The sequence below is a fragment of the Halorhabdus sp. CBA1104 genome (genome assembly GCF_009690625.1).
GTDB lineage: Archaea > Halobacteriota > Halobacteria > Halobacteriales > Haloarculaceae > Halorhabdus.
Map to the genome: position 1 here is coordinate 2233783 of NZ_CP033878.1, position 26392 is coordinate 2260174.

At 56.7% G+C, this 26392-nt stretch carries 26 protein-coding genes and 1 tRNA gene; 9 read left to right on the forward strand and 18 right to left on the reverse strand.

Annotated features, from left to right (window positions below; translation table 11 throughout):
- Positions 1 to 127: 127 nt before the first annotated feature.
- From Hrd1104_RS11275 to Hrd1104_RS11285, 3 genes are all read left to right on the forward strand, one after another.
- Positions 128 to 198, forward strand: a tRNA-His gene (locus tag Hrd1104_RS11275).
- Positions 199 to 731: 533 nt separating this feature from the next.
- A complete protein-coding gene (locus Hrd1104_RS11280; RefSeq protein WP_154552856.1) occupies positions 732 to 1367 on the forward strand; it encodes a DsbA family protein in 636 nt (211 codons plus the stop codon).
- Positions 1368 to 1834: 467 nt separating this feature from the next.
- Positions 1835 to 3139, forward strand: coding sequence for a dicarboxylate/amino acid:cation symporter (locus Hrd1104_RS11285; RefSeq protein ID WP_154552857.1), 1305 nt, complete (start codon positions 1835 to 1837; stop codon positions 3137 to 3139).
- Between the two features lie 190 nt (positions 3140 to 3329).
- On the opposite strand, the gene Hrd1104_RS13160 is transcribed toward Hrd1104_RS11285, so the two are convergent.
- Complete coding sequence (locus tag Hrd1104_RS13160) at positions 3330 to 3491, reverse strand: hypothetical protein (protein ID WP_195837582.1); 162 nt, start codon at positions 3489 to 3491, stop codon at positions 3330 to 3332.
- 156 nt (positions 3492 to 3647) lie between these two features.
- Here Hrd1104_RS13160 and Hrd1104_RS11290 point away from each other — a divergent pair, with 156 nt between their 5' ends.
- Positions 3648 to 4100, forward strand: a complete 453-nt coding sequence (locus tag Hrd1104_RS11290; protein WP_154552858.1) for a DUF5814 domain-containing protein — start codon at positions 3648 to 3650, stop codon at positions 4098 to 4100.
- A 7-nt stretch (positions 4101 to 4107) separates the two neighbouring features.
- On the opposite strand, the gene Hrd1104_RS11295 is transcribed toward Hrd1104_RS11290, so the two are convergent.
- The 3 genes from Hrd1104_RS11295 to Hrd1104_RS11305 all read right to left on the reverse strand — a co-directional run bounded on the left by Hrd1104_RS11295 (position 4108) and on the right by Hrd1104_RS11305 (position 6192).
- Positions 4108 to 4563 (reverse strand): CopG family transcriptional regulator, encoded by a 456-nt coding sequence (locus tag Hrd1104_RS11295; protein WP_154552859.1) that lies wholly within the window; start codon positions 4561 to 4563, stop codon positions 4108 to 4110.
- Positions 4564 to 4645: 82 nt separating this feature from the next.
- Complete coding sequence (locus Hrd1104_RS11300; RefSeq protein WP_154552860.1) at positions 4646 to 5257, reverse strand: RPA family protein; 612 nt, start codon at positions 5255 to 5257, stop codon at positions 4646 to 4648.
- The gene (locus Hrd1104_RS11305) at positions 5257 to 6192 is read right to left on the reverse strand and encodes a replication factor A (protein ID WP_154552861.1); all 936 of its coding nucleotides are present in this window, start codon (positions 6190 to 6192) and stop codon (positions 5257 to 5259) included. Before Hrd1104_RS11305 ends, Hrd1104_RS11300 begins: the two co-directional genes overlap by 1 nt.
- Before the next feature lie 137 nt (positions 6193 to 6329).
- On the opposite strand from Hrd1104_RS11305, the gene Hrd1104_RS11310 reads away from it, so the two are divergent.
- Together Hrd1104_RS11310 and Hrd1104_RS11315 are read left to right on the forward strand one after the other, a co-directional pair.
- Complete coding sequence (locus Hrd1104_RS11310; RefSeq protein WP_154552862.1) at positions 6330 to 6614, forward strand: hypothetical protein; 285 nt, start codon at positions 6330 to 6332, stop codon at positions 6612 to 6614.
- 119 nt (positions 6615 to 6733) lie between these two features.
- The gene (locus Hrd1104_RS11315; protein ID WP_154552863.1) at positions 6734 to 6940 is read left to right on the forward strand and encodes a hypothetical protein; all 207 of its coding nucleotides are present in this window, start codon (positions 6734 to 6736) and stop codon (positions 6938 to 6940) included.
- A 1-nt stretch (position 6941) separates the two neighbouring features.
- Here Hrd1104_RS11315 and Hrd1104_RS11320 read toward each other — a convergent pair whose 3' ends face one another.
- From Hrd1104_RS11320 to Hrd1104_RS11375, 12 genes are all read right to left on the reverse strand, one after another.
- Positions 6942 to 7727 carry an SDR family oxidoreductase gene (locus Hrd1104_RS11320; protein WP_154552864.1) on the reverse strand — a complete coding sequence of 262 codons (786 nt, stop codon included), beginning with the start codon at positions 7725 to 7727 and terminating at the stop codon, positions 6942 to 6944.
- Between the two features lie 89 nt (positions 7728 to 7816).
- Positions 7817 to 8275: a TRAM domain-containing protein gene (locus Hrd1104_RS11325; RefSeq protein ID WP_154552865.1), complete on the reverse strand. Its 459-nt coding sequence runs from the start codon at positions 8273 to 8275 to the stop codon at positions 7817 to 7819.
- A gap of 391 nt (positions 8276 to 8666) precedes the next feature.
- On the reverse strand, positions 8667 to 9389 hold the full coding sequence (locus tag Hrd1104_RS11330) for a hypothetical protein (protein ID WP_154552866.1): 723 nt from the start codon (positions 9387 to 9389) through the stop codon (positions 8667 to 8669).
- Positions 9390 to 9392: 3 nt separating this feature from the next.
- A complete protein-coding gene (locus tag Hrd1104_RS11335; protein ID WP_154552867.1) occupies positions 9393 to 10127 on the reverse strand; it encodes a hypothetical protein in 735 nt (244 codons plus the stop codon).
- Positions 10127 to 10699: a hypothetical protein gene (locus Hrd1104_RS11340; protein WP_154552868.1), complete on the reverse strand. Its 573-nt coding sequence runs from the start codon at positions 10697 to 10699 to the stop codon at positions 10127 to 10129. The genes Hrd1104_RS11335 and Hrd1104_RS11340 overlap by 1 nt, the downstream gene beginning before the upstream one ends.
- Before the next feature lie 190 nt (positions 10700 to 10889).
- On the reverse strand, positions 10890 to 11879 hold the full coding sequence (locus tag Hrd1104_RS11345) for a hypothetical protein (protein WP_154552869.1): 990 nt from the start codon (positions 11877 to 11879) through the stop codon (positions 10890 to 10892).
- 131 nt (positions 11880 to 12010) lie between these two features.
- A complete protein-coding gene (locus tag Hrd1104_RS11350; RefSeq protein ID WP_229770475.1) occupies positions 12011 to 12586 on the reverse strand; it encodes a hypothetical protein in 576 nt (191 codons plus the stop codon).
- A gap of 197 nt (positions 12587 to 12783) precedes the next feature.
- Positions 12784 to 13527 (reverse strand): hypothetical protein, encoded by a 744-nt coding sequence (locus Hrd1104_RS11355; protein WP_154552870.1) that lies wholly within the window; start codon positions 13525 to 13527, stop codon positions 12784 to 12786.
- Positions 13528 to 13604: 77 nt separating this feature from the next.
- Positions 13605 to 14180 carry a hypothetical protein gene (locus tag Hrd1104_RS11360; protein ID WP_154552871.1) on the reverse strand — a complete coding sequence of 192 codons (576 nt, stop codon included), beginning with the start codon at positions 14178 to 14180 and terminating at the stop codon, positions 13605 to 13607.
- A 190-nt stretch (positions 14181 to 14370) separates the two neighbouring features.
- Positions 14371 to 16272, reverse strand: coding sequence for a hypothetical protein (locus Hrd1104_RS11365; RefSeq protein WP_154552872.1), 1902 nt, complete (start codon positions 16270 to 16272; stop codon positions 14371 to 14373).
- A gap of 100 nt (positions 16273 to 16372) precedes the next feature.
- Positions 16373 to 17680: a hypothetical protein gene (locus Hrd1104_RS11370; RefSeq protein ID WP_154552873.1), complete on the reverse strand. Its 1308-nt coding sequence runs from the start codon at positions 17678 to 17680 to the stop codon at positions 16373 to 16375.
- A gap of 105 nt (positions 17681 to 17785) precedes the next feature.
- The gene (locus Hrd1104_RS11375; protein ID WP_154552874.1) at positions 17786 to 18715 is read right to left on the reverse strand and encodes a hypothetical protein; all 930 of its coding nucleotides are present in this window, start codon (positions 18713 to 18715) and stop codon (positions 17786 to 17788) included.
- Between the two features lie 252 nt (positions 18716 to 18967).
- Between Hrd1104_RS11375 and Hrd1104_RS11380 the strand changes: the two genes are divergently transcribed.
- The 3 genes from Hrd1104_RS11380 (at position 18968) to Hrd1104_RS11385 (ending at position 21892) form a co-directional block, all read left to right on the forward strand.
- Positions 18968 to 19489, forward strand: a complete 522-nt coding sequence (locus Hrd1104_RS11380; RefSeq protein WP_229770476.1) for a S16 family serine protease — start codon at positions 18968 to 18970, stop codon at positions 19487 to 19489.
- Positions 19490 to 19681: 192 nt separating this feature from the next.
- Positions 19682 to 20041, forward strand: a complete 360-nt coding sequence (locus tag Hrd1104_RS13370) for a hypothetical protein (RefSeq protein WP_229770477.1) — start codon at positions 19682 to 19684, stop codon at positions 20039 to 20041.
- Positions 20042 to 20071: 30 nt separating this feature from the next.
- A complete protein-coding gene (locus Hrd1104_RS11385) occupies positions 20072 to 21892 on the forward strand; it encodes a hypothetical protein (RefSeq protein ID WP_154552875.1) in 1821 nt (606 codons plus the stop codon).
- 428 nt (positions 21893 to 22320) lie between these two features.
- Here the strand turns inward: Hrd1104_RS11385 and Hrd1104_RS11390 are convergent, their stop codons facing one another.
- Together Hrd1104_RS11390 and Hrd1104_RS11395 are read right to left on the reverse strand one after the other, a co-directional pair.
- A complete protein-coding gene (locus Hrd1104_RS11390) occupies positions 22321 to 24684 on the reverse strand; it encodes a VirB4 family type IV secretion system protein (RefSeq protein WP_154552876.1) in 2364 nt (787 codons plus the stop codon).
- Positions 24681 to 25568 (reverse strand): hypothetical protein, encoded by an 888-nt coding sequence (locus Hrd1104_RS11395; protein ID WP_154552877.1) that lies wholly within the window; start codon positions 25566 to 25568, stop codon positions 24681 to 24683. The genes Hrd1104_RS11390 and Hrd1104_RS11395 overlap by 4 nt, the downstream gene beginning before the upstream one ends.
- Positions 25569 to 26392 lie beyond the last annotated feature (824 nt).

Sequence of the window (26392 nt, forward strand, 5' to 3'; positions counted from 1 at the left end):
TACTCCAGTGAGTAATGAGAGGGGCAGGCCGGACTGAGACAGGGAACGAACCTTCTCGCAATCTAAGTACCGGTGGATCACAAGTCGTAACGTATTTTACTCGAACTCGGCTACGTTCACGTGCGTGTCCGGGCTAGGGTAGTGGTATCCTTTGGCCCTGTGGCGGCCAAGACGTGGGTTCAATTCCCGCGCCCGGACCTTTTTGAGACACAGACGTGACGAGCCACCGGTCTATGGGCGAAACTGAACCCTGGAAGGAACGCGCAGTGAGCGGGGCAAACGAGCATTTCTTCCTTCGGTTCAGATTCCCGCGTCCGGACTTTCTGTCTGGGGACGAACCTGAGCAACCGAACATCCCAAAAGGGAATTGAATCAGGGAGTAGAGCGAACAGAGTGAGCGAAACGACCGTGGTTCAGATTCCCGCGCCCGGACGACGCTCCCCCATGGGAGTCCCAGAGCCGTCGTGCTATCAGCGGTGGCGGGGCGGCCGAGTCCAGCAGCACCCGGAAACACACGGGGTCACGGCGACTTCGACGAGACACTGATCGAGCCCAGAGCACACGCCGAACAGGCCGCCGGACAAACGACCACGACCGGTACCCGATCGAGTCGGGTGCAGCGGTACTGACAGTGCTGTACAGGCCCACATACCGAGACAAACTGACAACAGTCCCAACCACGATTCCGGCCACTGGAAGCCTTATCCAGTTGGCGGGCGTGTTGAGACACGATGGAAGGACGCGACGATCAAATCACGGTGTATTCGGATTACGTGTGTCCGTTTTGCTACTTGGGTCGACAGTCATTAGAGGCGTATCAGGAGACACGCGATACGGCCCTCGAAATCGACTGGCAGCCGTTCGATCTCCGGCGTCACAAGCGCGGTCCCGACGGTGAGATCGATCACTCGATCGACGATGGCAAAGACGAGGACTATTTCGAGCAGGCCCGACAGAACGTCGCCCGATTGAAAGCGGAGTACGGCGCAGACGAGATGCTCGAGTTCGAGGAGCTCCCCGAAGATTTGGATTCACTCGACGCCCAGGTTGCCTCGTTCTACGTGAAGACAGAATATCCCGAGCAGTGGCTCGCTTTCGACGAAGCGATCTTCGAAGCGCTCTGGATCGATGGGAAAGATATCGGTGACGGTGACGTACTGGCTGACATTGCAGCGGAGACGGGAATCGACGGAGACGAGATTCGAACAGCAGTCGCCGACGAACACCTTCGCGACCGGCTGCGGAAACGATTCACCGAAGCCCAGCAAGCCGGTGTGAGAGGAGTCCCGACGTTCGTCTACGACGAGCAGGGGGCTCGGGGTGCAGTCCCGCCCGAACAACTCGAACGACTCGTCGAAGGAACGTAACTCACGCTCCCCCCGTTTGAAGCGGCCAGACGTGACCCTACAGGACTGGCCGTCGAGACATGAGCTTGCTCAGGTGCCGGCGAGAACGTTGGAGCGTGGGTTTCTGGTCGAAAGCATGGACGGATGCGAGTGGCTGGCGCACATCGACTACAGCGTGGTCTGAGAGACGACAGCCCGGGGTCCGCCCCAAGACCGTCGAACGAAGCAGCCGTCGTCACGAACACTGACAGCCAAAAAGCCTGCAAAAGTTGCCAGTACCTATAGCTCGCTGTGATCCCGTCTGGTTAAAATAAGGCAAATATGTAGAGTATACACCCATGAGTATCCAGGAAACCTGCGATAAGTTACAATATACATCCGATATATCGAAATAGGGCTAGCTTTGCCCAAACGAAAGTCGATCAGAGATGGCCCCAGATACTGGCGGGGCGGACGGCGCTTTGGGAGTCCAGCGGGTGCTGTAGAACATGGTAACTGTCGGGAGTCGCTTGTGGAGTCAATATCGGTCGGTTCCACTCATCTGGCGTATCTTCGTCGCCTTCGTGGTGGGATCGGCCGCTGGCATTGCATTCGGCGAACGGATGGCCGTCGTACAGCCGGTAGGCGAGCTCTTTCTTCGGCTGCTCAATATGTTGGTCATCCCGATTATCGTCTTCACACTCCTCACCGGGATTCGACAACTCTCGCCGGCGAAACTCGGGAAGATCGGTGGAGCGACAGTCGCCCTCTACGCCGTGACGACAACGTTTGCGGGAGTCATCGGTCTCGTCGTTGCGAACGTACTCCAACCTGGGAAAGGAGTCGAGTTTGTCAGTGGCGAGGCCCAATCACAGGCACCACCGTCGTTGATGGAGGTGATTCTCGGTATCGTCCCGAACAATCCCGTCGCGGCACTTGCCGAAGGGAACTTGCTCGCGACGGTGTTTTTCGTCATCGTCTTTGGCATCGCACTGACCTACGTCCGCTCACAACAAGCACAGTTCGCAGACGCTGTTGATTCGGTGTTCGAAGCGTTCGAAGTCGGTGCCGAGGCGATGTTCGTGATCGTTCGAGGCGTCCTCGAATTCGGTGTCCTCGGCATCTTCGCGTTGATGGCGTCCGGCATCGGGACCGAGGGCATCGGCGTGTTCACCTCGCTTGGTGAACTCGTGTTGGCGATCGCGATCGCGATCGTCGTACACATCGTCTTTACCTACCTGATCGTTCTCATGGGTGTGGTTGTCGACGTGTCCCCGATCGCGTTCCTCAGCGGGGCAAAAGATGCGATGGTGACGGCGTTCGCGACACGTTCGTCGACCGGAACGCTCCCGGTCACGATGCGCAACGCCGAAGAGGATCTTCGCATCGGCGAGCGCATCTATTCGTTCACGCTCCCGGTGGGGGCGACGGCGAACATGGACGGCGCTGCGATCCGGCAGGCGATCACGGTCATGTTCGCCGCGAACGCCGTTGGACAGCCACTCGCGGTGCCCGAGCAAGTGTTCGTGTTGCTCGTTGCTGTCCTCATCAGTATTGGAACCGCAGGCGTCCCAGGGGCTGGGATCGTCATGCTCACGGTGATTCTCACGCAGGTCGGGCTCCCACTCGAGGTCGTTGGGTTCGTCGCCGGCGTCGATCCCATCCTCGGACGGATTGCGACCATGAACAACGTCACCGGTGACCTCGCTGTGTCGACGGTCGTCGGAAAGTGGAACGACGCACTCGATCTCGACGAAGGCGTGTGGGCAACGGACCTGAGGGGCGGTACCAGCGGGCTTGCAGGCGACGATTAGGGAGGTCGATTGCAGTAGTGACGATTGCCCGAAGACAGCAGCGTCGGGACGGGTACTGGCCCACACCGGGCAGGAGCCTCTGGAAGCCACTCCCGGTATCGCGCTCTCGATCGGGTCCAAAAGTGCTGCTCGGAAGTGCCCGCCGACCGTGCTCAGGCTGTCTCGATGCTGGCCACCGACAAGCGCACGGTCACTGGTCTTGGCCGACGAGCATCTCTAAGGCCGTGGTGAGGTGGTACTCGACGTTTTCGTCGTCTGTGGCACCCAGCGCGTGCTGAAGGTGATCCGTGACGGTGACTGCCGTCTGCTTGCCAGCCGGTGTCTTCTCGTGCTCGTGTTCGGTCTCGCTCATACACATGCTACGCGAACGATACCTAAAGACGTTTGATCTAGGTGCTTCGAGCTTTATCTACGCCGACCGAACAGTGCCCGCCAAGCGGGATGGAAAAACGGGACGTCACCAGCGTCCGGGACGCTTTTGCCCGCCCATCACGTCGATTGAGCTACCGTGGCGATCACCGACAAAGTGTACGTCAAGAACCACCGCCAGCTGGTCTCCCAGCTGGAACAGTCGTTTCCCAAGAGTGCCTTCGCCGGTGCGACCCTGGACGTGCTCTTTCGCGGGGAGAATCTGGCGAATCTGGACGACGCAACCCAGGATCGAGTCATGGACTTCGCCGAGGATTTCATGGACTGTGACTGTGAGTCGGCACCGCACTGTGGCCACCCGCAGGAGAAGTTCGCCCACTATCTGCTCGAACTGCGTGCCAACGGGCTCGGCCCCGACGCCATCGTCGACGTGATGGGCGACGATTACATGCTGTATGCCTATCCCGGCGATGTGCTCTCCTTTCTCGACAATTCGGTCCGGACGCTAGAAGCGATCGAATCACTGGCAGACGTCGACGGCGAAGGAGACGTCGCGCGAGAGGCACAGCACAGACGCGAACAGTTGCTGTAGGGACGGTCTAGGGCTCTTCGAACTCGCCGATCCGATAGGCCGACTCGCTGTCTTCCTCCTCGCCAGCATCTAACTCTTCGAGCATGATGACCTCTTCCTCGTCGCCATCGAGTTCGTCTCGGAGATTCGTCACGTAGCGTTTGTACTCCTCTAACTGTTCCCGGAGGTGGTCGGCTTCGAGTTCGAGGCGCTCGTGTTCGCGAATGAAGGCCTTTGGCACCTCGACTTTCGGTGGGAACGAATCGTCGTCGCTCTCCTCGCCGCCGTTGAGTTCGTGCTCGGGGACGACCTCGATTTGCCCGTTGTGGTCGACGAGCTTGTCGACGTAATCACGGAAGACCGCCGACAACGAGAGATCACGCTCCTCGGCGATCTCCCTGAGGGTCTCGAATTTCTCTTCGCTGACCCGAAAAGAGATCGTCTTGTTTTGTTGCCCATTGTTGTTGGACGGTCCCTCGCGCACCTACTTAATGATTTGTCAGACGATTGCCGGCGGCAGTACCTGGCCTCGTGCGTTGTGAGCCGACGCGACCCAACGACAACTGTTAGGTCTCTGTCTCGGTCTCCTCGTCGAGACTTTCGAGGGCATCGACGACGAGTCGGCGATAGTTCTCGATGGCCGGTTCGTACTCTTCGTGGGCCATGCGAACGTACTCGTCGGGCGCGAACTCTTCTTGGGAAGGGTCGGCCTCGCGATACTGGGTGACGCGTTCGAGGGTCCGCTCGGCCGTCTCGACGACCCACCGGTCGCGGGTTCCCTCGTCGACCGGCGTGATCGACTCGGGGCGAACGGAGACGTTTACCTCGCCGTCGTCGGTCTCGTAGGTGCGGGGTTTGCCCACGATGGCGACGTAGGCGGGCGCCTCCAGTTCCCGCAACATCGAGGCCGCGTCGGGCTGGTACTGCCCGGCATAGACGAAGAACGTGTCGCCGTTGGGATCGACGACCCGCCCCTGCCAGTATTCACTATCCTCGCCGACGTCCTCGGTCTCGGTGAGCGTGCCGACGATGAACACACGATTGGCACGCTCGCCGGTCGGGAGGAGGACGTACACCGGCGCGCGGTCGTCGTCACTCTCCTTGAACGTGTAGGTTGCGTCGTTGAACTCGCCGGCAAAGACACGCTGGGCAACCTCTCGGGTCGGTGTTGCAGCCATTATATCGACCTCGCTTTGATGAGGGCCGCTTCAGGATCGACGGCATCGTCGAGTTGCGCTACGTCGTCGGCCAGCAAGTACCGACCGAAGGTCGGCCCCTGGACGCGATAGTAGCGCCCGAGAATCTTCTCGCGCATCTCGTCGGCGACGACACTCGTGTCCAGTGCATCCATCGCCATGTCTTTGGCCTCCGCTAAGGTGATCCCGGTCAGATTCTCGGTGGCTTCCTGATCGAAAATGACCTCGGTAACGTCGTCGCCATCGTCCAGGACGCCCTTGATCCGCAGGTCGAACTCGCCTTCGACTTCACCGTGTTCTGAACAGCGGCCGTTCTGGAGGACGCGCGTACAGTCGTCGTCTGGACAGCGCTTGATCAGCCCACTGCCACTCTGGACGTCGACCAAGGCCCCCTCGACTTCCAGGGAATCGTCGCCGACCTCGATGTCCTCGTCGGCCTCCTCGATGACGGTCGTCCGGTTGAGCTTCACCGAGAATCGACCCTGGTACTCGTCGGTGACGACGTTCCGGAGGTGGTACGTCTTGCCCTCGTCGAGTTCGGGCAGATCTGACTTCGACCACTTGGTGAACTTGATCGTCCCCGTCCCGTCACCAAGCAGACCGACCTGGGCGACAGCGTCGCTCCGTGGGTCCCAGAGCTCGACGACTTTCGCAGTCATGTCCACCCACTCTTCAGGTGCGTCGACGTCGGCGGCCTGGACAGTTTCGTTGCCCCCATCGCCGCTGCGAATGTCCTCGCGCTCCAGGTCAGCCTCGTCGAGATAGGAGTTGGTGACACTCCGGCGGGCCTCACTGATCGGAACCTGGTACTCCTCGACCAGCGTCTCGAGGCGTTCCTCGATGTCGTCGATCGAAACGTCGAGCTGGTCGGCAAACTGCTCGTGTATCTCTTCCGCGTGGGTATGCAAATCCGTCATAGCTGTGCTGTCTCCGCGTGTTTTCGGTGGGAGACACCCGAAGCTTGGTCGCCCTCCTATTTAAAATCGCGGCGAGCGGACCGAAAGTGAAATCCGGGGCGCGAAGATTGATAGCTGGCCAGTCCAGATGGAGACGTATGGCCGAGGACGATCACCTCACCAACCTGGTTCGATCGACGCTTCGATCGGCTGGCCGCCAGCTGGCCGAAGCCAGGCAGGCCTACGACGATGCCAAGCGGTCGGCCCAGGAGGATCTGCCCGTAGACGAGCAGGGCCAGGCACGGATCGTCTGTCGGCGACACGCCGAGCGACGGGCCGTTCGGCTCGATGAGGAGGGCCGACCCCACTGTTTGGACGCCGACCATCCCGACTGCCAGGGCTGTATCGAAGACATCGCGGACGGCACCGTCGAAACGTGGTAAGGGAGCGCCCCAGGTACAGCGCGCAGTATCACGCCAAACGGAAATGGAGTGACGCGGGTAGCTGTAGCGGTGGGCAGGCACCCGGAAGTTCCTTTAGTCATCCCGGAGAACGCTACCGTATGCGCGGGTACCTCTGGTTTTGGGGCTTTGCCCTGTCAGTGATGGTCTCTCTGGGCGCGATCGTCGTGTTGGTCGTCGATTTCTTCTATCCGAACCCGCCGTGGGGCGAGATGCCGCCAGTCGGGTACGTCGGTGCGATGGGCGTCTCGGTGATTGCCGTCGGCGTCATGATCGCTCTCTCGATGACGCGCCCGGATGGCCGGTAGGTCACTCCCTGATCGACCCGCCATCGACGGGAACGGCCGTGCCCGTCACGAAACTCGCCCGGGGGCTAGATACGAACGCGACGACATCGCCAAGCTCCCGTGGCTCACCGATACGTTCCATCGGGACGTCCTGAGCCCAGTCCGCGTAGCCCGCCTCGTAACTGTCGTACTCCCCACGATCGACCGCATCGTCGATCAGTTCCTCGATCCGGGCCGTCTCGTGTGCGCCTGGCAAGACGGCATTGACCCGCACGTCAGGGGCGAACTCCCGCGCCTGGGTCTGCATCAGGCCGATGACAGCACGTCGGACCGCATTCGAGAGCACGAGGTCGTCGATGACTTCCCTGACCGACCGGGACGTGATGTTGACGATCGTTCCCGCCGCACTTTCCTGGAGGTATGGATACGCTGCGCGGGTCAGGCGGACGACGCTCATAACGAGGAGTTCGTAGGCATCGTGCCACGCTTCGACCGGGGTGTCCATGAACGAGCCGCTGGGCGGGCCACCGGCGCTGGTCACCACGTGATCTAAGCCGCCGAACGTCTCGACTGTTTCCTCGACCAAGGCTGTCGCGTGATCGGGCTCGGTGATATCGGCCTCGATGGCGTGAACGTCGCCCGGTCCCGCCGCTTGGAGTCGCTCGCGGGCCGTTTCCAGTCGGGATTCGGTCCGGCCACAGACGACGACGTTCGTGCCTTCGGCGGCGAGGGATTGGGCACTGGCGAGACCCAGGCCGCTGGTGGCTGCGGTACAGAGCGCAACGTTGCCCGATAGCTCGAGATCCATGTTCGGAAATCGAACGGCGTCTCAAAAAGGGCCACGGGGAGTGGCTTGTGGCGAGATATCTGACGACATATGGCGGCCGAGGCGGGTACTTAGCTGCCCCAGAAGTTGTCACGGCTGCCGAGTTCGGGCCGATCCGGGCCGTCACGATCGTCGTCTGGCTCCTCGTCGACGGGCTCGTCGGTGTCCGCTGGGTCCGCTTGCGGTTGTTCGTCGTCCATCGGCAGGCGTTCGAGTTCCTCTGCACGGGCGTGATTGGAGTGGACGGTCGTCACCTTGACACGGGCCTTTGCTTCCGGCAGGACGCCATCGATCAGCAGGATGAATCCGTCCTCAGTGCGGCCGACGCCGGCCCCGCTCTCGTGAATGTCTTCGACGGTCACCACGACTTCCTCGCCCGGCTTGACTGGCTGTGACTGCAGATCCGAGATCGGCTGGTTGTAGTGGTTGCACCACTCGGCGCCCCCACGGTCGCCATAGTGGGTACACCCCATCCCCTCGATCCGCTCGGTAAATTCGGGGCAATCGTCGGCGAGTGGACAGTCCGGCATGCTAATTCGAGGTTATCTGTGTGTCGGCAAAACGTTTGCGTCTATCCGTCCACTCACTCGAACGCTCCGCGTCAGCTCTTCTGAAAGCAGTGTTGTTCGACGCCTTCGCCGCGCCGTCAGCGTCAATCACCAGCGTGTTCTCGGTCTCGGCCGATTCGAAGCCATCGATCGGACGTTGACTGATCGATTTGGCAACTTGGGAACCATCTATGGCAACAGCAATCGGAACGGAACGATGTGACCGCTGTCTTAGACTCCTTCATCGAATGCCCGGATCGTAGACCGGCGTCTGATCGCCACCAGGTTCATCGCCGTCACTGCCATCAACGGCATCGCCGCTTCGGAGGCTCCAGGACCCTTCAGAACAGCTCCCAGTGGGTCGTTTCGAACCCTACGTCTCGCCAATGCCATCGCCGTGGATGTCGAGTTTCCCGACCCCCTGCACCAGATACTCCTCCGGTGGTTCCTCGCCCATGTGCAGGTATAGATCTCGTATCTGTGCCATCACGTGTTCCACCACCAACTCGTGGAAGTCCTCTTCGTAGGTGAACCCCTCCTCGAACTCTAAGGCTGGGATGGCACACACGATCTGTTCGTCCTCGGGGTAGTTCGGGAACGTCCCGTAATCGTTTGCCTCTCGCTCGTTGAGCACTTCCCGAACGAACACCGGGGCAACGTCCAGTATCTCACTTCCCTGGAAGCGGAACACCTTCAGCACCACCACACCCTCCAGGTTGATCGACGGCTTCTCAATGAATGCTGCTGGATCGGCCAACGCCTCGTAGAAGTCTCTGAATTGCTCGTGGAATCGGTCCAACGGGTAATTGATCAATGCTTCGAGTCCCGCATCGAGGTGTTCCGGATCCCACATCGGATCCAGGATGGCTGCCTCGGGAAACTCCTGTTGGGCCGCGTATCGGGCGCGTTCCTCGACCTGGCACATGATCCGCTGCTCGTCGTCCGTCCGGTCGTCTGGTTCGTGGGGGTAGTCGTCGGTTCCGTGGTAAGTGATCGCTCCAGACCAATCCATCGCAATTTGGTGGTCTAATCCCTTCTCATCCGTTACTAGGACGGCAACTTCTTCATCGTCATAATTTACCAGTTCTGCTTCCATGGGTCACTCTTCCTCCTTCTCGAATAGCTCGTGGCTGTTCGCTTCATCCGCACTCCCTCCAGCCGACTCGCCATCGCCCGAACCGCCAGTGCCGTAGTACTCACTCACCGTATCTCGTGTGTACTCACTTACCGCCGACGCGCTCTCTGTCACTGCTGTCTTCGCTTCTTTGAACGTCCCCAACGCTCCCTTATCGATACTTCGCGCTGCCATGTACCCGCCAATCCCGCCCGCAGCCGCCTGCGCTCCCGTCGCTAACGCCATCCCTGCCACGCCTGCTGCACCAAGCCCAGAGCCAGCGATCGCTGTGCCGACTGCCACTGAAACACCACCCTTCGCTATCTCCTTCGCCATTCCCTTTGCCGTGCTATCATCACTCAGCTTCGACTCGATCATCTCGTCGCGCGCTTCTAACTGTTCGGCCAGGTGCTCGTCGCCACCGGCCATCTCCATGTAGGCCCCCTTCTCCATTACCACGCTCTCGTCGCTCTCGGCTTCGGACGCCTCGTCTTCAGCACCCACCTCGCTTTCGAGTCTGTCGAGGCGACCCTCCACGTCTCCACTACGCTCCTCGCTCGATGGCTCTTCGTACTCCTCACGCCCGGGCTCGGTGTATTCCTCGCGCTTGCCCCCCTCGTCGGCGACACCGTCTCCGTACTTATCCAGCGATGACTGTTCTAAGTCCGGCGTCGTGTAAATCGACCGCCCAACGCCACCACTCACCACGCTCGTCGTCACTAGTCGTAGTATTCCTCGTCTTCAGTCGTCAGTGGCTTGCCCCAGATATCCGTTTCCTTGCAGTACTCCGGCGGTTCCTCACCGACGTGGTGGTAGACATCTCTAAGTTGGGCCAGCAGATGCTCGATGATGAATATCTGGAACCCATCCGGGAATTCGTAGGCTCCATCGTCGAATTCTATCGGTGGCAACGTGATCTGGAACTTCGTCAAGTGCGGTTCGCCTACTAGTTCCTCGTATCGTGACTCCCTGTGGGTGTAGTGAGCCTCGCCCGACTCGTCTCTATATTTGATTACTGGCGTCGGTACGTATGCCACCTCGTCGTCCTCGTTGACCAGAAACGGCTGGAAAAGGATCTCCGCCGTTTGCTCGGGCACTTCCGGCTCTGAAGCGGGCTCGGTGAGCATTCGATAGCAATCCCGAAACTTCTCGGCGAAGTCGTCCACGTGGAGCGTCTCTAAAGCCAGCATCGCCCGGTCCAGTTCTGCCGGAATCCACCCTGCCGGCAGGATATCTGCATCCGGAAACTCCTGTTGGGCCGCGAGTTTCGCCCGCTCTTTTACCTGCGTCATCAACTTCTGCTCTTCGAACGTTCGGTCGGCTGGGTCGTGGGGGTAGTCGTCGGTTCCGTGTTCTCGAATTGTTCCATCCCACTCAATCGTTAACCGGTGTTCATAGCCATTCTCATCAAATACCTGTACCCCACAATCCTTCTCATCATGTCCCAGTATTTTCGTATTCATATTTCACTTAGTTGAAATGCTAATACTTTGTATCATCAGCGCCTTTCGCATCCCCTCCGGCCGACTCGCCATCGCCCGTCCGCCACTCCGCCGTTTTCACCGAGCCCTTCTCCGTCCAGTCTTTCAGCTCCGACTTGAAGTCTGATAGCTCACTCTTGAACGAGTTCTTCAGGTCCTTCCCCTTCCCGATTTTCGACGTGATCGATTCCACTCCAGTTCCAGCGATCCCTTGGCTAGCTCCGAGCACTGCGGCACCTGCTACTGCGCCTGCCGCTACCACCGGTGCCGCTCCACCCGCTGCTGCTAGTCCCACGCCTGCTGCCACCGCTCCCTTCACCGCATCTCCACCAATTCCACGCAGATACTTGTTCCCATCATCACCCTGGGCCTGGTCCACTGTCCGTGATTTGTTCATCACGTCGTACATCAGCTTGCCCTGTTCCTCCTCGTCCATCTTCGTCATCGCTTCACCCAACTCCTCGCGCTCGATCTCCTCGAAGTGGATATCCGACGCTGTCGGGTTCTCCAGATCCGACAGTGACTCCTCGGCCCCATCGGACGATTCGGTGCTCTCTGTCGACTCTGAATCGTCCGCGGTGGATGTCTCGGACTCGCTCTCCGGTGACGCGTATTCCTGCCGGTCGCTGTCGGCCTCGTCCAGGCGGTCACTTTCTAAGGCCGACATCGGCGTCTGCTCTAAGTCCGGCGCTGTATCGTTGACCGTCTGCGAGTCGCGCTCGTCTCCACCACCACCGCCAGCAGCCGACGCCGCTGCCGGTGCCGGGCCGCCCCCAAACCGGTTGTTCACTCCCGTCTGATCCCCACCGCCCATCACGCCGCCAGCTATACCGCCCCCACCGCCCGACACCGCACCGCTCGCCTTGCTCGCCCCGCCTTTCATCGCACCCTTCGCTTGGCCTGTCATCGCACTGGCCACACCACCCATCGCACCGCTCAACCACTTCACGACGTACGTGATCGCCACCAGATTCATCGCCGTCACTGCCATCAGCGGCATCGCTGCCGCTAACAGCGGATGTACCGGACTCCCCCACTGGAACGCTCCGAAAAACTGCTGTTCGAGTGCTCCGTTTCTTCGAGACCCGATACTGCTGCGATAATGCAACACGACTCTCTATCCTACATTCCCTCTAGCAGCAATTCTTCGGCCGATCCGTCTTCGTCGCCGTAGATGTCTAATTTTCCGTGCCCCTGTACCCGGTATTCCCGCGGTGGCTGCTCGCCCATGTTCAGGTAGATATCTCGTATTTGGGCCATCAGGTGATTGACCAGAAAATCCGGGAAGTGCTCCTCGAACGTGATGTGGTCCTCGAACGCTATTCGGGGCATACTACAAACAATGAGTTCCTCGCGCGGGTACTCCCACGTCTTCCCCGTCGAGTGTGCCGTTCCGTCTGTCCGCTCGTAAACTATCTCGATGTCTGAGACCTCTACAACCTGGCCGTCACGTACTCGAAATGGCTTGGCAATCCCCGACGTCTCTGGGTCCATGTCCGGGTCGTCCACGAACTCTGACGGCCGCTGCAACGCTTCGTAGTAGTCTCTGAACTGCTCTTGGAACTCTGCTAACGGGTAGTTCGTCAGCGCTTCGAGCCCTTCTTCGATATGCTCCGGGTCCCACAGCGGGTCCAAGATGTCTGCCTCGGGAAACTCCTGTTGGGCCGCGTATCGGGCGCGCTCCTCGACCTGGCACATGATTCGCTGCTCCTCGTCTGTTCGGTCGTCTGGGTCGTGGGGGTATGATTCTTGAGAATGTCTTTGAATGCGTCCATTCCATTCGATGGTGATGACATGTCTGTTTTCGCGTTCATCATAGACCTCTACCCCACAATTTTCTTCTTTGTGTCCGACAACTTTTGCTTCCATATTGCCATTATCCAATTTTCCAATCGTCATGCGTAATCATCACCTTCAAATCCATCTGACTCCCCGCCACCCGACTCGCCTTCGCCCGAACCGCCAGGCAGGGCGTACGAATACGTTTCTTTTGCTTTCGACTTTACACCACTCGTCGCCTCCGACACGCGTTCGAGGCCGCCTCGCACTGACCCTTCGCCGACCATCCGCGACGCTGCGTAACCGCCAATACCGCCTGCTGCCCCGCCGATCGCACCACCTAGGGCCGCACCTGCTGCCGTCCCGACTGGTCCCGCGATCGAACCGCCGATGCCACCCAGTGCCGCTCCCACCGTTTGCCCTGCGCCCGCGCCCGCTGCTCCGGCAACCGCGCCTTTCGCCGCCTCCTGACCCATCGCCGTCGACTCGTCGGGCTCGGACAGTGACGCCATCTTCTGGTCCATCGCCACCATCGTCTTTGCCATCTCCTCGTTGTCCGTCATCGACTTCGCTTCATCCACTGTTAATTCTCCCGGCGTGTAGGATTCTGCTGGATCGTCCTTGCTCTCGGCGCTTACCTCGCTTTCGAGCCTGTCGAGGCGACCCTCCACGTCTCCACCGCTACTCCCCTCGTCAGTCGATGGCTCGGCGTATTCGCGCTCGCCCTGGCCGCCCCCCAAACTACCCTCACCGTACTGATCCAGCGACGATTGCTCCAAGTCCGGCGCCGTGTTCTCGACCGCCTGCGAGTCGTGACTGTCATCCTGACCCCCACCACCGCCCGCCGCTGCAAGTAACACGCCGACAACGCAATTACTCCTGAATGGTTGCGTTGCGTATCTTGTCCCGCAAACGCTACCACTCACTGCTCGTGCTGTCAAATGTCGTAGTATTCCTCGTCTTCCGTCGTCAGTGGTTTGCCCCAGATGTCCGTTTCCTTGCAGTACTCCGGCGGTTCCTCACCCACGTGCCGATAGACGTCTCTGAGTTGGGCCAGCAGATGTTCGATGATGAATATCTGAAACCCGTCCGGGAATTCGTAAGCACCATCGTCGAATTCTATCGGTGGCAATGTGATCTGGAACTTCGTCAAGTGCGGTTCGCCTACTAGTTCCTCGTATCGTGACTCCCTGTGCGTGTAATGAGCCTCGCCCGACTCGTCTCTATATTTGATTACCGGCGTCGGTACGTACGCCACCTCGTCGTCCTCGTTGACCAGAAACGGCTGGAAAAGGATCTCCGCCGTTTGCTCGGGCACTTCCGGCTCTGAAGCGGGCTCGGTGAGCATTCGATAGCAATCCCGAAACTCCTCGGCAAAGTCGTCCACGTGGAGGGTCTCTAAGGCCAACATTGCCCGGTCGAGTTCGGCCGGGATCCACCCTGCCGGTAGGATGTCTGCATCCGGAAACTCCTGTTGGGCCGCGAGTTTTGCCCGCTCCTCGACCTGAACCATGATCCGCTGTCCTTCGTCTGTCCGGTCTTCTGGTTCCTTTGGATACGTTCCTTCATCTCGAGAGTGCTTCTCTATAGAACCATCCCATTCGATATTTACAATATGACGGATGTCCCGCTCGTCAATTACCTCAACGCCGATTGCTTTATCATCGTGCCCCAATATGTCAGTTTTCATTGTTATATGTAAGTTATGAGAAACGGTTGTCCGAGTGGTCAACACCACTCCCGCCGGCCGACTCGCCATCGCCCGTCCGCCACTCCGCCGTTTTCACCGAGCCCTTCTCCGTCCAGTCTTTCAGCTCCGACTTGAGGTCTGATATCTCACTCGTGAGCGAGTTCTTCAGATCCTTTCCTTGGCCGATTTTCGTCGTAAGCGATTCCACTCCAGTTCCAGCGATCCCTTGGCTAGCTCCGAGTACTGCTGCACCTGCTACCGCGCCAGCCGCTACCATCGGCGCTGCTCCACCAGCAGCTGCTATCCCTACTCCTGTCCCCACCACCCCCTTCACTGCATCTCCACCGATTCCACGCAGGTACTTGTTCCCATCATCACCCTGGGCTTGGTCCACCGTGCGTGATTTGTTCATCACGTCGTAGAGCAACTTACCCCGCTCTTCGTCGTCCATCTTCGTCATCGCTTCACCCATCTCCTCGCGCTCAATTTCCTCGAAATGAATGTCCGATGCTTTCGGACGCTCCAGGCCCGACGGCGACTCACTCGCCCGATCGATCGTGTCCACGCTCTCTGTCGGCCCCGAGTCTGCCTCCGTGATCGACTCGCTTCCCAACGCTTCGCCATCGCTTTCCGGCGACCCGTATTCCTGATGACCACTCTCGCTGTCACCCTCGGCCAGGCGCTCGTTATCCAGCGCTGACATCGGCGTCTGCTCCAACTCCGGCGCTGTATCGTTGACCGTCTGCGAATCACGCTCGTCACGACCGCCACCGCCAGCAGCCGACGCCGCTGCCGGTGCTGGGCCGCCGGCAAACTGGTTGTTCACTGCCGTCCGGTCGCCACCGGCCATCCCACCGACCATGCCGCCACCCACACCGCCCGACACCGCACTGCTCGCCTTGCTTGCCCCGCCTTTCATCGCACTCTTCGCTTTGCCCGTCATCTTGCTCGCCGCACCACCCATCGCACCGCTCAACCATTTGACCACGTACGTAATCGCCACCAAGTTCATCGCCGTCACTGCCATCAGCGGCATCGCCGCCGCCAGCAACGGATGCACGCTACTCCCCGACGCGAACGCCGCGTCAACTCCGCCTGACTCGACCGATCCGCCGGCCAGCATCGCCAGCGATCCGTGGGCAAACTTCAATCCGACCGCGAACACGCCTGCGATCAAGATGCCACCGGGGATCAACATCCCCGTCGCTTTGAACAACTTCTCGCCCACCGCCTTTGCGTACTTCAGCGGGCCGAGTTCCCCGATCCAGAACACGATCAACAAGGGATACAGTCCGTACGTCAGGTAGACGATCACTTTCCGAGCGACCAAGACGACGACCAGCAGCAACTGCCCGACCGTGACGATCAACCCCATCACGACGCCGAACAACAACAGCACGAACGACCCCGCACCGCCCGTGTCCGGACTCGCCGACACCGTGAACGTCGTCGACTCCAAGAACAAGTCGATCGTCGCGTTCGATACCTCGAACGCTGCTGCGAACAATCCGCGACCCCACAGCGTCGGCCCCCAACCCGGCGGATTGACGATAAACAGCGATAACGTGGCCGCCAGCGCACGCCCGGCGAACCGGTACGGATCCGACTTCTTGCCGTCCGGGAAGAACTGAAACATCCCGAGGTGGGCCAGCGCAAAGACTGTCAACAGCGCGAAATAGATCCCCACCGACAGCTCCCACATGTCCTGAAACTGCTTGAGTGCAGTCGGGTTCAGATGCAACAGCGTCTGCATCGACCCGTTGAGGAGATACCCGATCAGCGTGAACACCGCGTTGAAAATCTGCGTGTTGATCCACTCGACGAGCGCGTCGAGACCGAAACTGATCAACACGATGCCGTTGCTGGAGAGGTTGCCAACCAACCACTGGACCTCACCCGCAAACAGCACCCCCATTGGTGTACGTTACAACTACGTACCGTATGCGTACTTAATGGTTGTTATCTCTGTCAAAGTACCTGTCACGACGGATCGGCCATAGTACCGGCTGCGCATCTCATCGACCGTTATCGCGACGATATTTCGACTGGCCCGACGTCTCGTCGTCCTCGTCGGTCGCTGATTCGTCACCGTCAAACTGGCCCCCTGAAAGCTGGGGCTGTTGTAGCTGGGGAGCGTTGCGTTTCAAGACAGAATTTCCCTCACCGCTACCCGTCCCTCCGCTCCCCCTGGAGACGGGATTGGCCCGCTCGGCGGCTGTACTGGCTGCGGAGTTCGCCCGATCTTTGATCCCCTGTTTGGCCTTCTTTTTACCCTTCTTGGCCGCCGATTTGGCCCCCTTCTTGACGCCTTTCTTGCTCATCTCTTTGGTAGCCATCATCGCCCCCGACGCAGCGACACTCGCACCACCCGACGCGACGGCGGCACCCAGTCGCGCGACCGACGTAATACCACCGCCAATTGCACCGAGCATCTGGACCAGCATGAGAGTCGGCAACAGACACGTTGCACCGATGACCATCAGTTTGAAGACGATGGTCGTCAGGTAATCGCTCGAAGATCCTGTGGCGAACACGCCCTCTGCGACAGGGGCACTCCCACTCACACCCTGAGCCACTACCCCACCACCGAAGACGTGGCTATTACCACTGATGAGAGCTATGCCAGTCGTGAAGATACCCGCAATGAGGATGCCACCAACCAGTGCCGTGATAGCCGTTTTGAACAGTTTCGAAGAGAGTTGCTTGCCGTACCGCAGTGGACCAGCGTCGGCTACCCAGAACACGATCAACACGGGATAGAGTCCATACGTAAAGAAGACAATGACTTGCCTGGCGACGAGGAGGGCAAGGAGGACGAACTCGAATACCAGTATCGGTAAGCCAATGAAGAAGGCGAATCCGAGAAGAATGAATCCACCACCCAGTGCACCGGCGAGGGCCTCGCTCTGGAAGGAAAAAGTCGTCCCGACCTGATCGAGGTACACCGTACAGATCTCGTTTACGACGACGAACGCCCAGCCGAACGCTCCTTTCGAGAACAGATCCGATCCCCAGTCGGGCGGGTTGACGATCCACAGAGAAAGTGTCGCAGCGAGCGCTCGTGAGAAGAATCGGGCTGGGTCGGTCTGTTGAGCGCCTGGAAAAATCTGTGCCAATCCCAGCATCGAAGCAGCATACAAAGTGAGGATGCTGAAAAAGGCGAGTGTCCCCACGGTCCAAATTTCCTCGAAGGGCTGTAGCTGGGCCGGATCAAGCGTCAAAAAGGCATTCGTGAGATCTGCAAAGAGCTCCAGCATGAAATCGAACACTGTGTTGAACAGGTCGTTGATGATCGATCGAATCGTGTCCTTGATGCCGAACATAAGGACGATCATCCGCATGTTCTGCAAAAGCCCAATCATACATCACGAACCCTTCTCTGGTATACTGCGTGTGATACTAACCGCTGGATATACTGCAAGACCATCTCAAATCACCTCCATCACGTACTGAAATCCAAGGAAGTTGATAACCAACAGTGGCGTGACTAATTTGAAAAAATCGAGTATCAGCGTCGAAATGCCGCCACCAGCCGACCCAAACTTACCCGCCGGCGGTTGGGCCTGCTCTGCCGTGCCACCGGCGAACGTCCCGCCCGAGGAATCGTACTGGTCGAAGTCGGTCAGTATCGTACTCCCCCAGATGAGTGCCGTGATGAACACCCCAAAGATGAGTAATTTCCCACTCGCCGCGATGAACTTCTTTCCCATCTGATTTACTCGCGACCAGGGGCCGACTTCAACGAGTTGGAACCCCATCAACACCGGTAACAACGCGAAGGTGACGTAGACGATGAGCATCCTGACAACAAGGAGAATGATAAATCCAACCCCGGCTACCAGTAACACACCCGAGGCGAGCAAACCCCACAAAAGCGCCACGAACAAGCCGAACTGATCGACGAGTTGTGTACTGATCGAGACCGCGATAGAGAGATCGTACGTCGTTTTGTAGTAAATCCCAGTCAACCCATGAGAGAATGCAACACTGAACGAGATTAGCGGACGCGAAATGAAGACGATAATGAACGTTTTGAGGAACTTTTCGATGTAGTACTGCAGGTCAGCGCTGTCTTTCCCCGGGAAAAACTGTGACAACAGCAGAACGTAGACGATAGAGAGAGCACCGGCAGCTGCCAAAATACTGAGGGAGAGCCACCATAACGTATCTAGCACCTGAACGTCGGCCGGATTCGGGAAAAACAAGAACGTCTCGAATCCCGCCGAGAGAACGACGTTCAACGCATCCATGAGACCGTCGACGAAGGTCGTGAGCAGCCACGTTACTGCGTCCTTGAGGACGCTATATACGTCAGGGACGAACGGTAACAACACAATCGACCAGAAAACATCACTCATATACAACTATTCGTTCAAGCTGGTAGCAGCCCGTTGCTGTCGATCAGTACCCCCACACAGCACAGTTTGTTTCACCACTCCGTATATTCCAATTGCATAAATATTATTCCATCTGCGTATGAATATCCAATTGGTGCGTTCAATATAGTGAACCGTTCGCATATTGCTATAGGAGTTCTAATAGGGTTCGTCGTCATCACCGCCAGCTGGACTGGAGCGGTTAATCATCGTGTTACCGAGCTAAAAGCACAGTTGGAGACGCTCGAAGACTCTCAGGACGTACTCGGTGTGTTTGCCGGTGTCAACCGAAGTGGCATCGAGCCCACGAGAGAATCGGTGTCACTCTATGCCTACAGCACACGTTCCGGAGACGGGATTGCGATTCCTGCGACTGTCGTTTCGATCCCAGTCGATGGGCTCTATACAGATATCAGTGACGTGGCCCAGACATCAGACGTCCAGCGTTCGATGGCCAGGGCGTGGACTGTCGCAAGTGAGAGTGACACGCCGCCAGCCCACCAGGGTGCGGTGCTCCAATTGCAACCCCCGTCCGAATGGGGGACCGTCGGCGGCGGGAGTGCAGCACTGTCGCTCGCGCTCGGGTTTGCTGGGACCAACTCCTGTACCCGGATAAACGAGAGTGTCGCTGCGACGGGCGGCCTCACCACAGACGGGACCATCGTGGACGTACAGTACGTGCGTGAGAAAGCCCAAACCGCAAGTGATCGGGGGATACAGGTATTTCTCGTCCCCCAAATCAGGGTATTGATGTAAGTGGCATCAGCGTCGTGGAAGTTGGGACGTTCGAACAGGCCGCAGATCGAGCCCTAGAGTCGAGTGCAAGTTGCTAAACAGCTCTGTAAGCCGATTATACAGCACACAGGCAATATGTACATACATTTTTAATTGCATTTCTAGACATCCAAATCAAAGATCTTTTAAGACAATAATGTATTCTCTGGCTATATGACGCGCAGATGCAACCAGCGATTGACGTCTGAACTTGGACAGATACTACGAATACTGGCCATCCTGACGGTCGTGTTGACACTAACCGTTGGCCCTGCCCTTGCGCAAAATAATTCGAGTGCCCCGACCCAGCAAGATCTAAAAAATAAGATCAATCAAGTCGGGCAATTTCTCTCGATAGTCATCGTCGCCGTAGCAGTACCCAATGGGGCATTTGGGCTATTCCAGTGGATGACTGCTGGGACGGACACGGAACAAAGTGACAAAGGCCGTAAACGGATACGCAACTCTTTCATCGGTGCCGGAGGGGCCGCAATCGTCATGATGGCAGTGCAAGTGCTTGCCAACATGGTCTAACCTGATTCGAGATATCTCCTTGGCTAACCAATGAAGAAGGAGTTGGTAGCGCTACTGGTCGTTCTCGTCTCGATCACAGCAGTCACTGGAGCGATGGTCACGGCCACGGCAGTATCATCGGATCAGGAGCGAGCGTTCTTCTCTGATGACGATGACATCAACGGAAGCCAGTTGTCCAACCCGAACGAGCCAGAAAATTTTGTGAAAATAGCCGATATTCCGTATTATACCACAAAGCCGGAGTACGAGATTGGAAATACAACACTCTTCGAATACCAAAAAGACAGTCTGGATAACATAGATTCAGACCTGCGTTCATCCTTTGTATTAGATCGTTCAGAAACTACTGATTCGAATATTATCAAAGACGCACACGTAACGTTTCTGGGCATACACGGCGGGGCAATGAGTCTGGCACGAAGCGGGCGCCACGGCTCACATGCGCTGGCAAATACGTTTGTAATTGGCTCTGAGGGAACAGTGTTATCGCATCTCGACTATCGAATTCGTGAGGATATCCCGCCGGCTGACTACTGTGGACCCAAGGACAAAGACACACGTACCAGGGATTACGACAACGATTCGGTTGTGGAAACATTTTGGATTGACGGCTCCCAAACCTGCTATCGATATTCGATGGAGGTCGAAGATACTCGTAGAGTGTCTATCGGTGGAAGATCGTTTTCTGGAGAAGACACCATTCAGTATACTGGGCTCACGTCGAATTCCAAAGTGGACCTCAGTATGCGCGGGTCAGTCTCCGTCCGCGTAACCGAAACGCGCATCTATCGAGACTGGGACCCGAGGACACGGTATGCAGACGGATGGAGCGACGGCTACTGGGACAGTACAACAGGATCCCCAAGCTTGTATCGGGAGGATAGTGTTAGTTTGTCGAGTGCATCATATGATACCTTGGTAACTGACACGGGCGATCTAGACATTCACCAACGCATCATCAACGTCAACAACGAAACGAGTCACATCGTGCTCACACTGGATGGTCCGCGCGGAAACAATGCTGTTCGTACGAAGCACCTCATGGATCGATTACTCTGGAGCCACCTGACGATCGGGTCAGGAACTGCATTCGTCGATTCGACCTGGCGAACCTATTCTGCGCGACAGTATACCCAAGCCCGACGGTTTACCGAGAGTGGTTCGAATACTATCCACTCACCGCCGCAGGTACCCAGAACGTTCTTGATAGGAACAGACCGTCGCCCAACGATCAACCCGGTAGATCGATCGTCATCTGTGTCGAGTTCGCAAATAATCGGATTCGAAGGCTACAACGTGACGTTGCCACAGACAAATCACTCTGAGGTAACGATCGATCCGTCGGTCCCGATCGAATATTCGCGTCTCGTAATTCAGAACGCACCTGGTAACGTCACGTCCTTGAGGACGATCCACGGCAAGCGAGTAGAAGTCGATGTCGACGAAGTACTCCAATATCGGCAACCGAACGTGTCGATAACTGCGGTCTCTGATAACCGAGTCAAGATTCACGTCGAAGATCCAGCTACGAACCAGCCGTTGGGAGGTCGCCAAGTGCGTCTCTACGGCGTCGATCCCAACCGAACAAACCCCAACGGTGTCGCCATTACGGACGCTTCTGGTGACGTTGTGGGTGAACGAACGAATACGCTGGTCAGAGCGAGAGTGCAACAAGACGACTGGGAAAGCCCAACAGGATCAGTGTTTTACGGACAAACAGTGGCATCGAGGACGTTCCTTCCGAATGTACTGCTATTGGAGCGAGCGCATTCACTACTGGAGACGATACTCCTTGTAGCGCCGCTCGTGTTTCTGTATGGGTACATCCGTCACTTTGGATTGTTCGAATGAATATAGAGCATATCTATCTCACCACGTCACACGTGTCCGTGTGACTGGTTTCAAAGGGTCACTACTCGCTCGGGACGCCGCAATGTCCAGTTAGAGAGCCGCCCACAATCGTTCAGTGACTACTATCGACGCGAGACATACCATCACGGATGCAGTGTTGTCACTCCGGTTCTCCCGCTCGATTGGTTGCGGGTACCGGCTGCAGCGTAGTAGTTCGGCAGTTCAAAGACCTCTCAGAACGAGCGCCGCATCAAGCGGATTCGAGTTGCAGTCGGCACATCACGTTCTGGAATACCGTCCGTCAGAAATCTCAGACACACGGCACCGACATCCCGCGTCGAATTATTATACGTAAAGAGTGCACTATACCGGCGGGTCGGCACCTCATTGTATACTGTCCCGATTGACCGAAAGCGAGTTACAGATGCTTAGCTAACCGTGCCGGGCGAGTCCGATTCAAGAATTTGGTGGACAGATTGTCGCTCGTCGTCTGGAATATCTGTCCAGTCGATCATCTCATTATCGTAGAGTAATGCCCAGACGTTCATATTGCTGTCAATGACGTGATGTTCGAATTCGTTCGAAATGACTCGCATGCGCATCTTCCCTTTGTCAGTGACATACAGTAGCGATTCAGAGTACTCCGCTGAGTTACCCGCCTGGGCTTGTAATACGAAATCCCGTTCTCGGGGAGTGAGATCGAGTGCTTCGATCGCTGTGTCGCCGATATCCTGGTGTCGCATCAGCGCACGAATGTCACACTGGTCGTAGATTTCCTTCGCCTTCGAATTGGCCATAAATTCATCGACGGTCTGACTGATGAGAGTGAGACCGCTTCCATAGTGGCGGCTGTGCCGTGCAAACAGGTTGAGCATGTCCAGTGCCTGTTCGTGACCCAGCATATAGTGTGCCTCGTCGATCATGACCACCATGTTCTCGGTGTTCGCCTTCGCTCGCTGGAATAGCCAGTCGAGCACGATATGCATAATGAGCCCTTCGTTACTGCCATCGGCGACGCTCGAGAGATCGAACTGTACGATGCGATCTTCGAGGCGGACGTTCGTTTCTCCATTGAGATTCGATCGCTGCCCGCCCTGTTTGAAGTCTTCCAGTCCCAGCAAGACACTATGAGCGTAATCGGCAATTCGTTCGGCTTGCTCGCGTTCTTCGACAGATGTTTCTGTGTTTATTGTCGTTATTTCTGAACGAACTGATTCTGGAACGTCGAGGAACTCTCCTGGTGGATCGCCGTTGGACATCTTGCGTAAGACATCTATCACATCCCCAATTTGAGGACTGGGTTGGTGATGGGTGCCGATATCCTTCGTAATCCCCCGTTCGAGGTACGCATACCGGATCGCCCGTCTGAGGACACCTTCTTCTTCTTTGCCTAACTCGCGTTTGCCTCTGAAGTGCGATTCGAACAACCCCATCACACTCCGGATCTTGTCGTCGTACGGATCACCTTCGATATCGTCGATGCTTTCTACCTGCTTGATTTCGAGTGGATTGATCGTGGTCTGGTTGTCGATCGTTACTCTCTGCCCACCTACCGCTTCCACCAGATCACCGAATCCACCCACAGGATCGATAATGAGAACTTCTGTCTCGGGATCCATCATCAATCGACGCCACATGACGAGTTTGGCTAGATAGGACTTCCCAGAGCCGATCTTCCCTGATATCAACATGTTGTGGCCCGACTGAGCAAACCGATCCACGATTATTGGAGCGTTGGTTGACATCTGAAAGCCCATGAGGACACCGCTTGACTCCACGACAGACTTATCAGTAAATGGGTAGGTTGTGCCGAGAGCCTCAAGGTCCATAATTTGGGTATTCTTGACGCTATCTGTTCCGAGAGGAGCAACGGCATTCTGCGCTTCGAGCTGTCTATCGTACAAGGTCGTCACACGAGCGTTCGATTGGGAGAGGATTTGTTTGAGTTCCTTCGTTGCTTCGTCTAGCGTCTCTTCGGAGTCGGAAATAACTTCAAAGTAGACGCCGAAGTCGAACAATTTCGTCGAACCCTCAGTCAATCCCTCCCGTAGACGGTCAACGTGAGAGAGTTGCTTTTCTTCTTCAATCGTGTTGAGTTTCCCATCACTTTTTTTCCGACGGATTTGAGAAGTGAGTCGGGTTGCTTTCACATCGAGTTTTCGTTTCATTTGCTCGGAATCACGTGGCCAGATCTGGTACGAAACGCGCAATTCTGCTCCATTTACCGATAACCCACTCGTGAATGCCTGGTCGAGCCATCCAAGGGCCACTCGGTTCGGAAAACTCGAAATTATAAGTATCCTAGCGTATCGTTCCTCACCAGAATCCCCTAACCGTTTGACATAGCTTTGGGTTTCTGTGATACGATCGGGGGCGACATTGACTCTGGCTGATTCACTCCGTTTGTTCTCATCGCCAATGATACCGACATCAGTCGAGTCTTCAGAGTGTTTATCTTGTTGAACTGCTTCAATATGCTCTGAAAGCGTTTCTTCTGATATATCTTCACTCGATTGTTCGAGTCGGCGTGCTGCCTCTGTGAGAACCTCTGTATCGATATCGTCTTTCGAAGTCTCTGCAGATCCCATACTGAGATCGGTTTCGAGAAGGCCGTCAGTTGGCGCCATTAGAACAATTGCACCGATGAAAACAATACCGCCACCAAGGAGGATTCCAACGGTTGGAACTACCCCGAACGTGTCTAAAAAGTCCTGAATCAATAACGGTACCAACGTGGTACTATCATCAATACCACTGCTCGTAAACTCGATCGGCGTCGCACTATCTATCATGTATCGTCATCCCTCACGTTTGAGCTATCCAGATTGAACGGCTCTGTGTCAATTTGCATTCCTTTAGAAAATTCATCAGTCAATGGTTTTTCATTGTTATAATAGTGGTACAGAACAGCCATTGCTTCGTTTCGATCAGTGAGCCGCTCTGACTGGACATCGAACCGTTGTAGTCCGCTCGAAATTCGGTTGAGCCGTGAATCCAGTTCTCGCAGTATTTGATGGGTGCTGATTGATTCTGAATCGTCGCCAAAGAAGTCAGCAACCGGCTCTGCCGGCGGAAACGAATCAGCCAGTGAATCAAGGAACCCGTCATCATCACTTCGAAACTGGTCGATCTGGTCGGCTGATATCGGTGCAATGATGTAGAATTCGCGCTGTTTCATATCGTTGTCAGATAGAAACTGTGTGAGCCACTCGGGATAGAGTGACCGTCCCATATCTGCAAGGCCACTCTCTCCATAGTCATCTTCTGAGAGATTACGTACAGATTGTAGCCGCTCTAAGTGGTCCGAAATATCGAAGTGTGTAGGATACGAAACAATTTGGATCGGGAAATCCAGTGTCGCTAGGAACGAAGATTTATACGCACCGACAATCTCCGCTTTCTTTTCATTCGTGTGGATTGACCACGTCCGGGGGTGGACACGGGTGATTCCAGCATATTGTTTGTCATCTAATTTGATGAGGCCGCCAGCCCGAACGTCGTCTGGTACGAATTCTTCGTTCGAGTCGAGAACAAAATCGAAAGAGACGAGGTCTTGAGCATAATTTGATATCGACAGCGAACCACTTTCAGTGGGGTCACGGCGCTGCGGGGGATCGATAGTGCCTCGATGACGGTCATCAGGTGCTTGGGAGACACCCGTGTCGTCCGATTCCATAGATCCAAAACTGGAAGTTGATGTTTGCTGGCACCCTTGGTCGCTAACAGTCTCCGTCTCCGAGAGTGTCGCTGATTGAGAAAGCGTGTCGGCTCCTTCATCAGACTGCTCTGACTGTGCTGTCGATACTGTCGAATCCACTGAAGAAGAGTCTGTCACAGAACTCTGAGAAAGACGGTCCGATTGGGGACTTCCAGACTGTTCATTAGTAGCTTTGTCGTCGTTCGTCGATTGTTCACCGGACCGTAACGTGTTATCTTCACTGGATTGGTCAGTGGGAGACGAGACATTATCCCGGGCAGTTTTGTTCGGAGGCCTATCACGATCTGCGTCTCGTGAACGGGCCTGTTCTCGGGAGAAATGGCCGGTCGTTTCGGCAGTTGCTTCGGTTGGGGTGCCGTCTTGGGGTTCCGTGCTATGTCTCTCCGACAGTTTCGGGCCGGATGCGCCTTGTTGGGATTGGTCTACAGTATGAGAGGACGATAATTGCTCTATTGAACTGAGCAGAGATAGCCGATGATCTATCTGTTCAGTACAAAGATGGTCAGCCGACTCGATCGCAGCTCGAAGCGAATTCGTCGAAACCCCATTGTCCAATGTGTGAGCCAGTATCCGTGTGAGCGTGATATCGTACGACTCTGGTAATCGCTGGCAATATCGCTCGAGGTGGGCTAATCGCCGGCCTTCACCGATTAACACGTGCTGTTCGCCGGCCTTCGCAAACGTGGCCAGGGCATCTTCCAAGGCCTCCTCTCCATCGAGGAGAGATTCAAGCCGAGAAATGCGATCTTGGACTGAAGCAGTTGTCTCCTCTAGGAGATGAG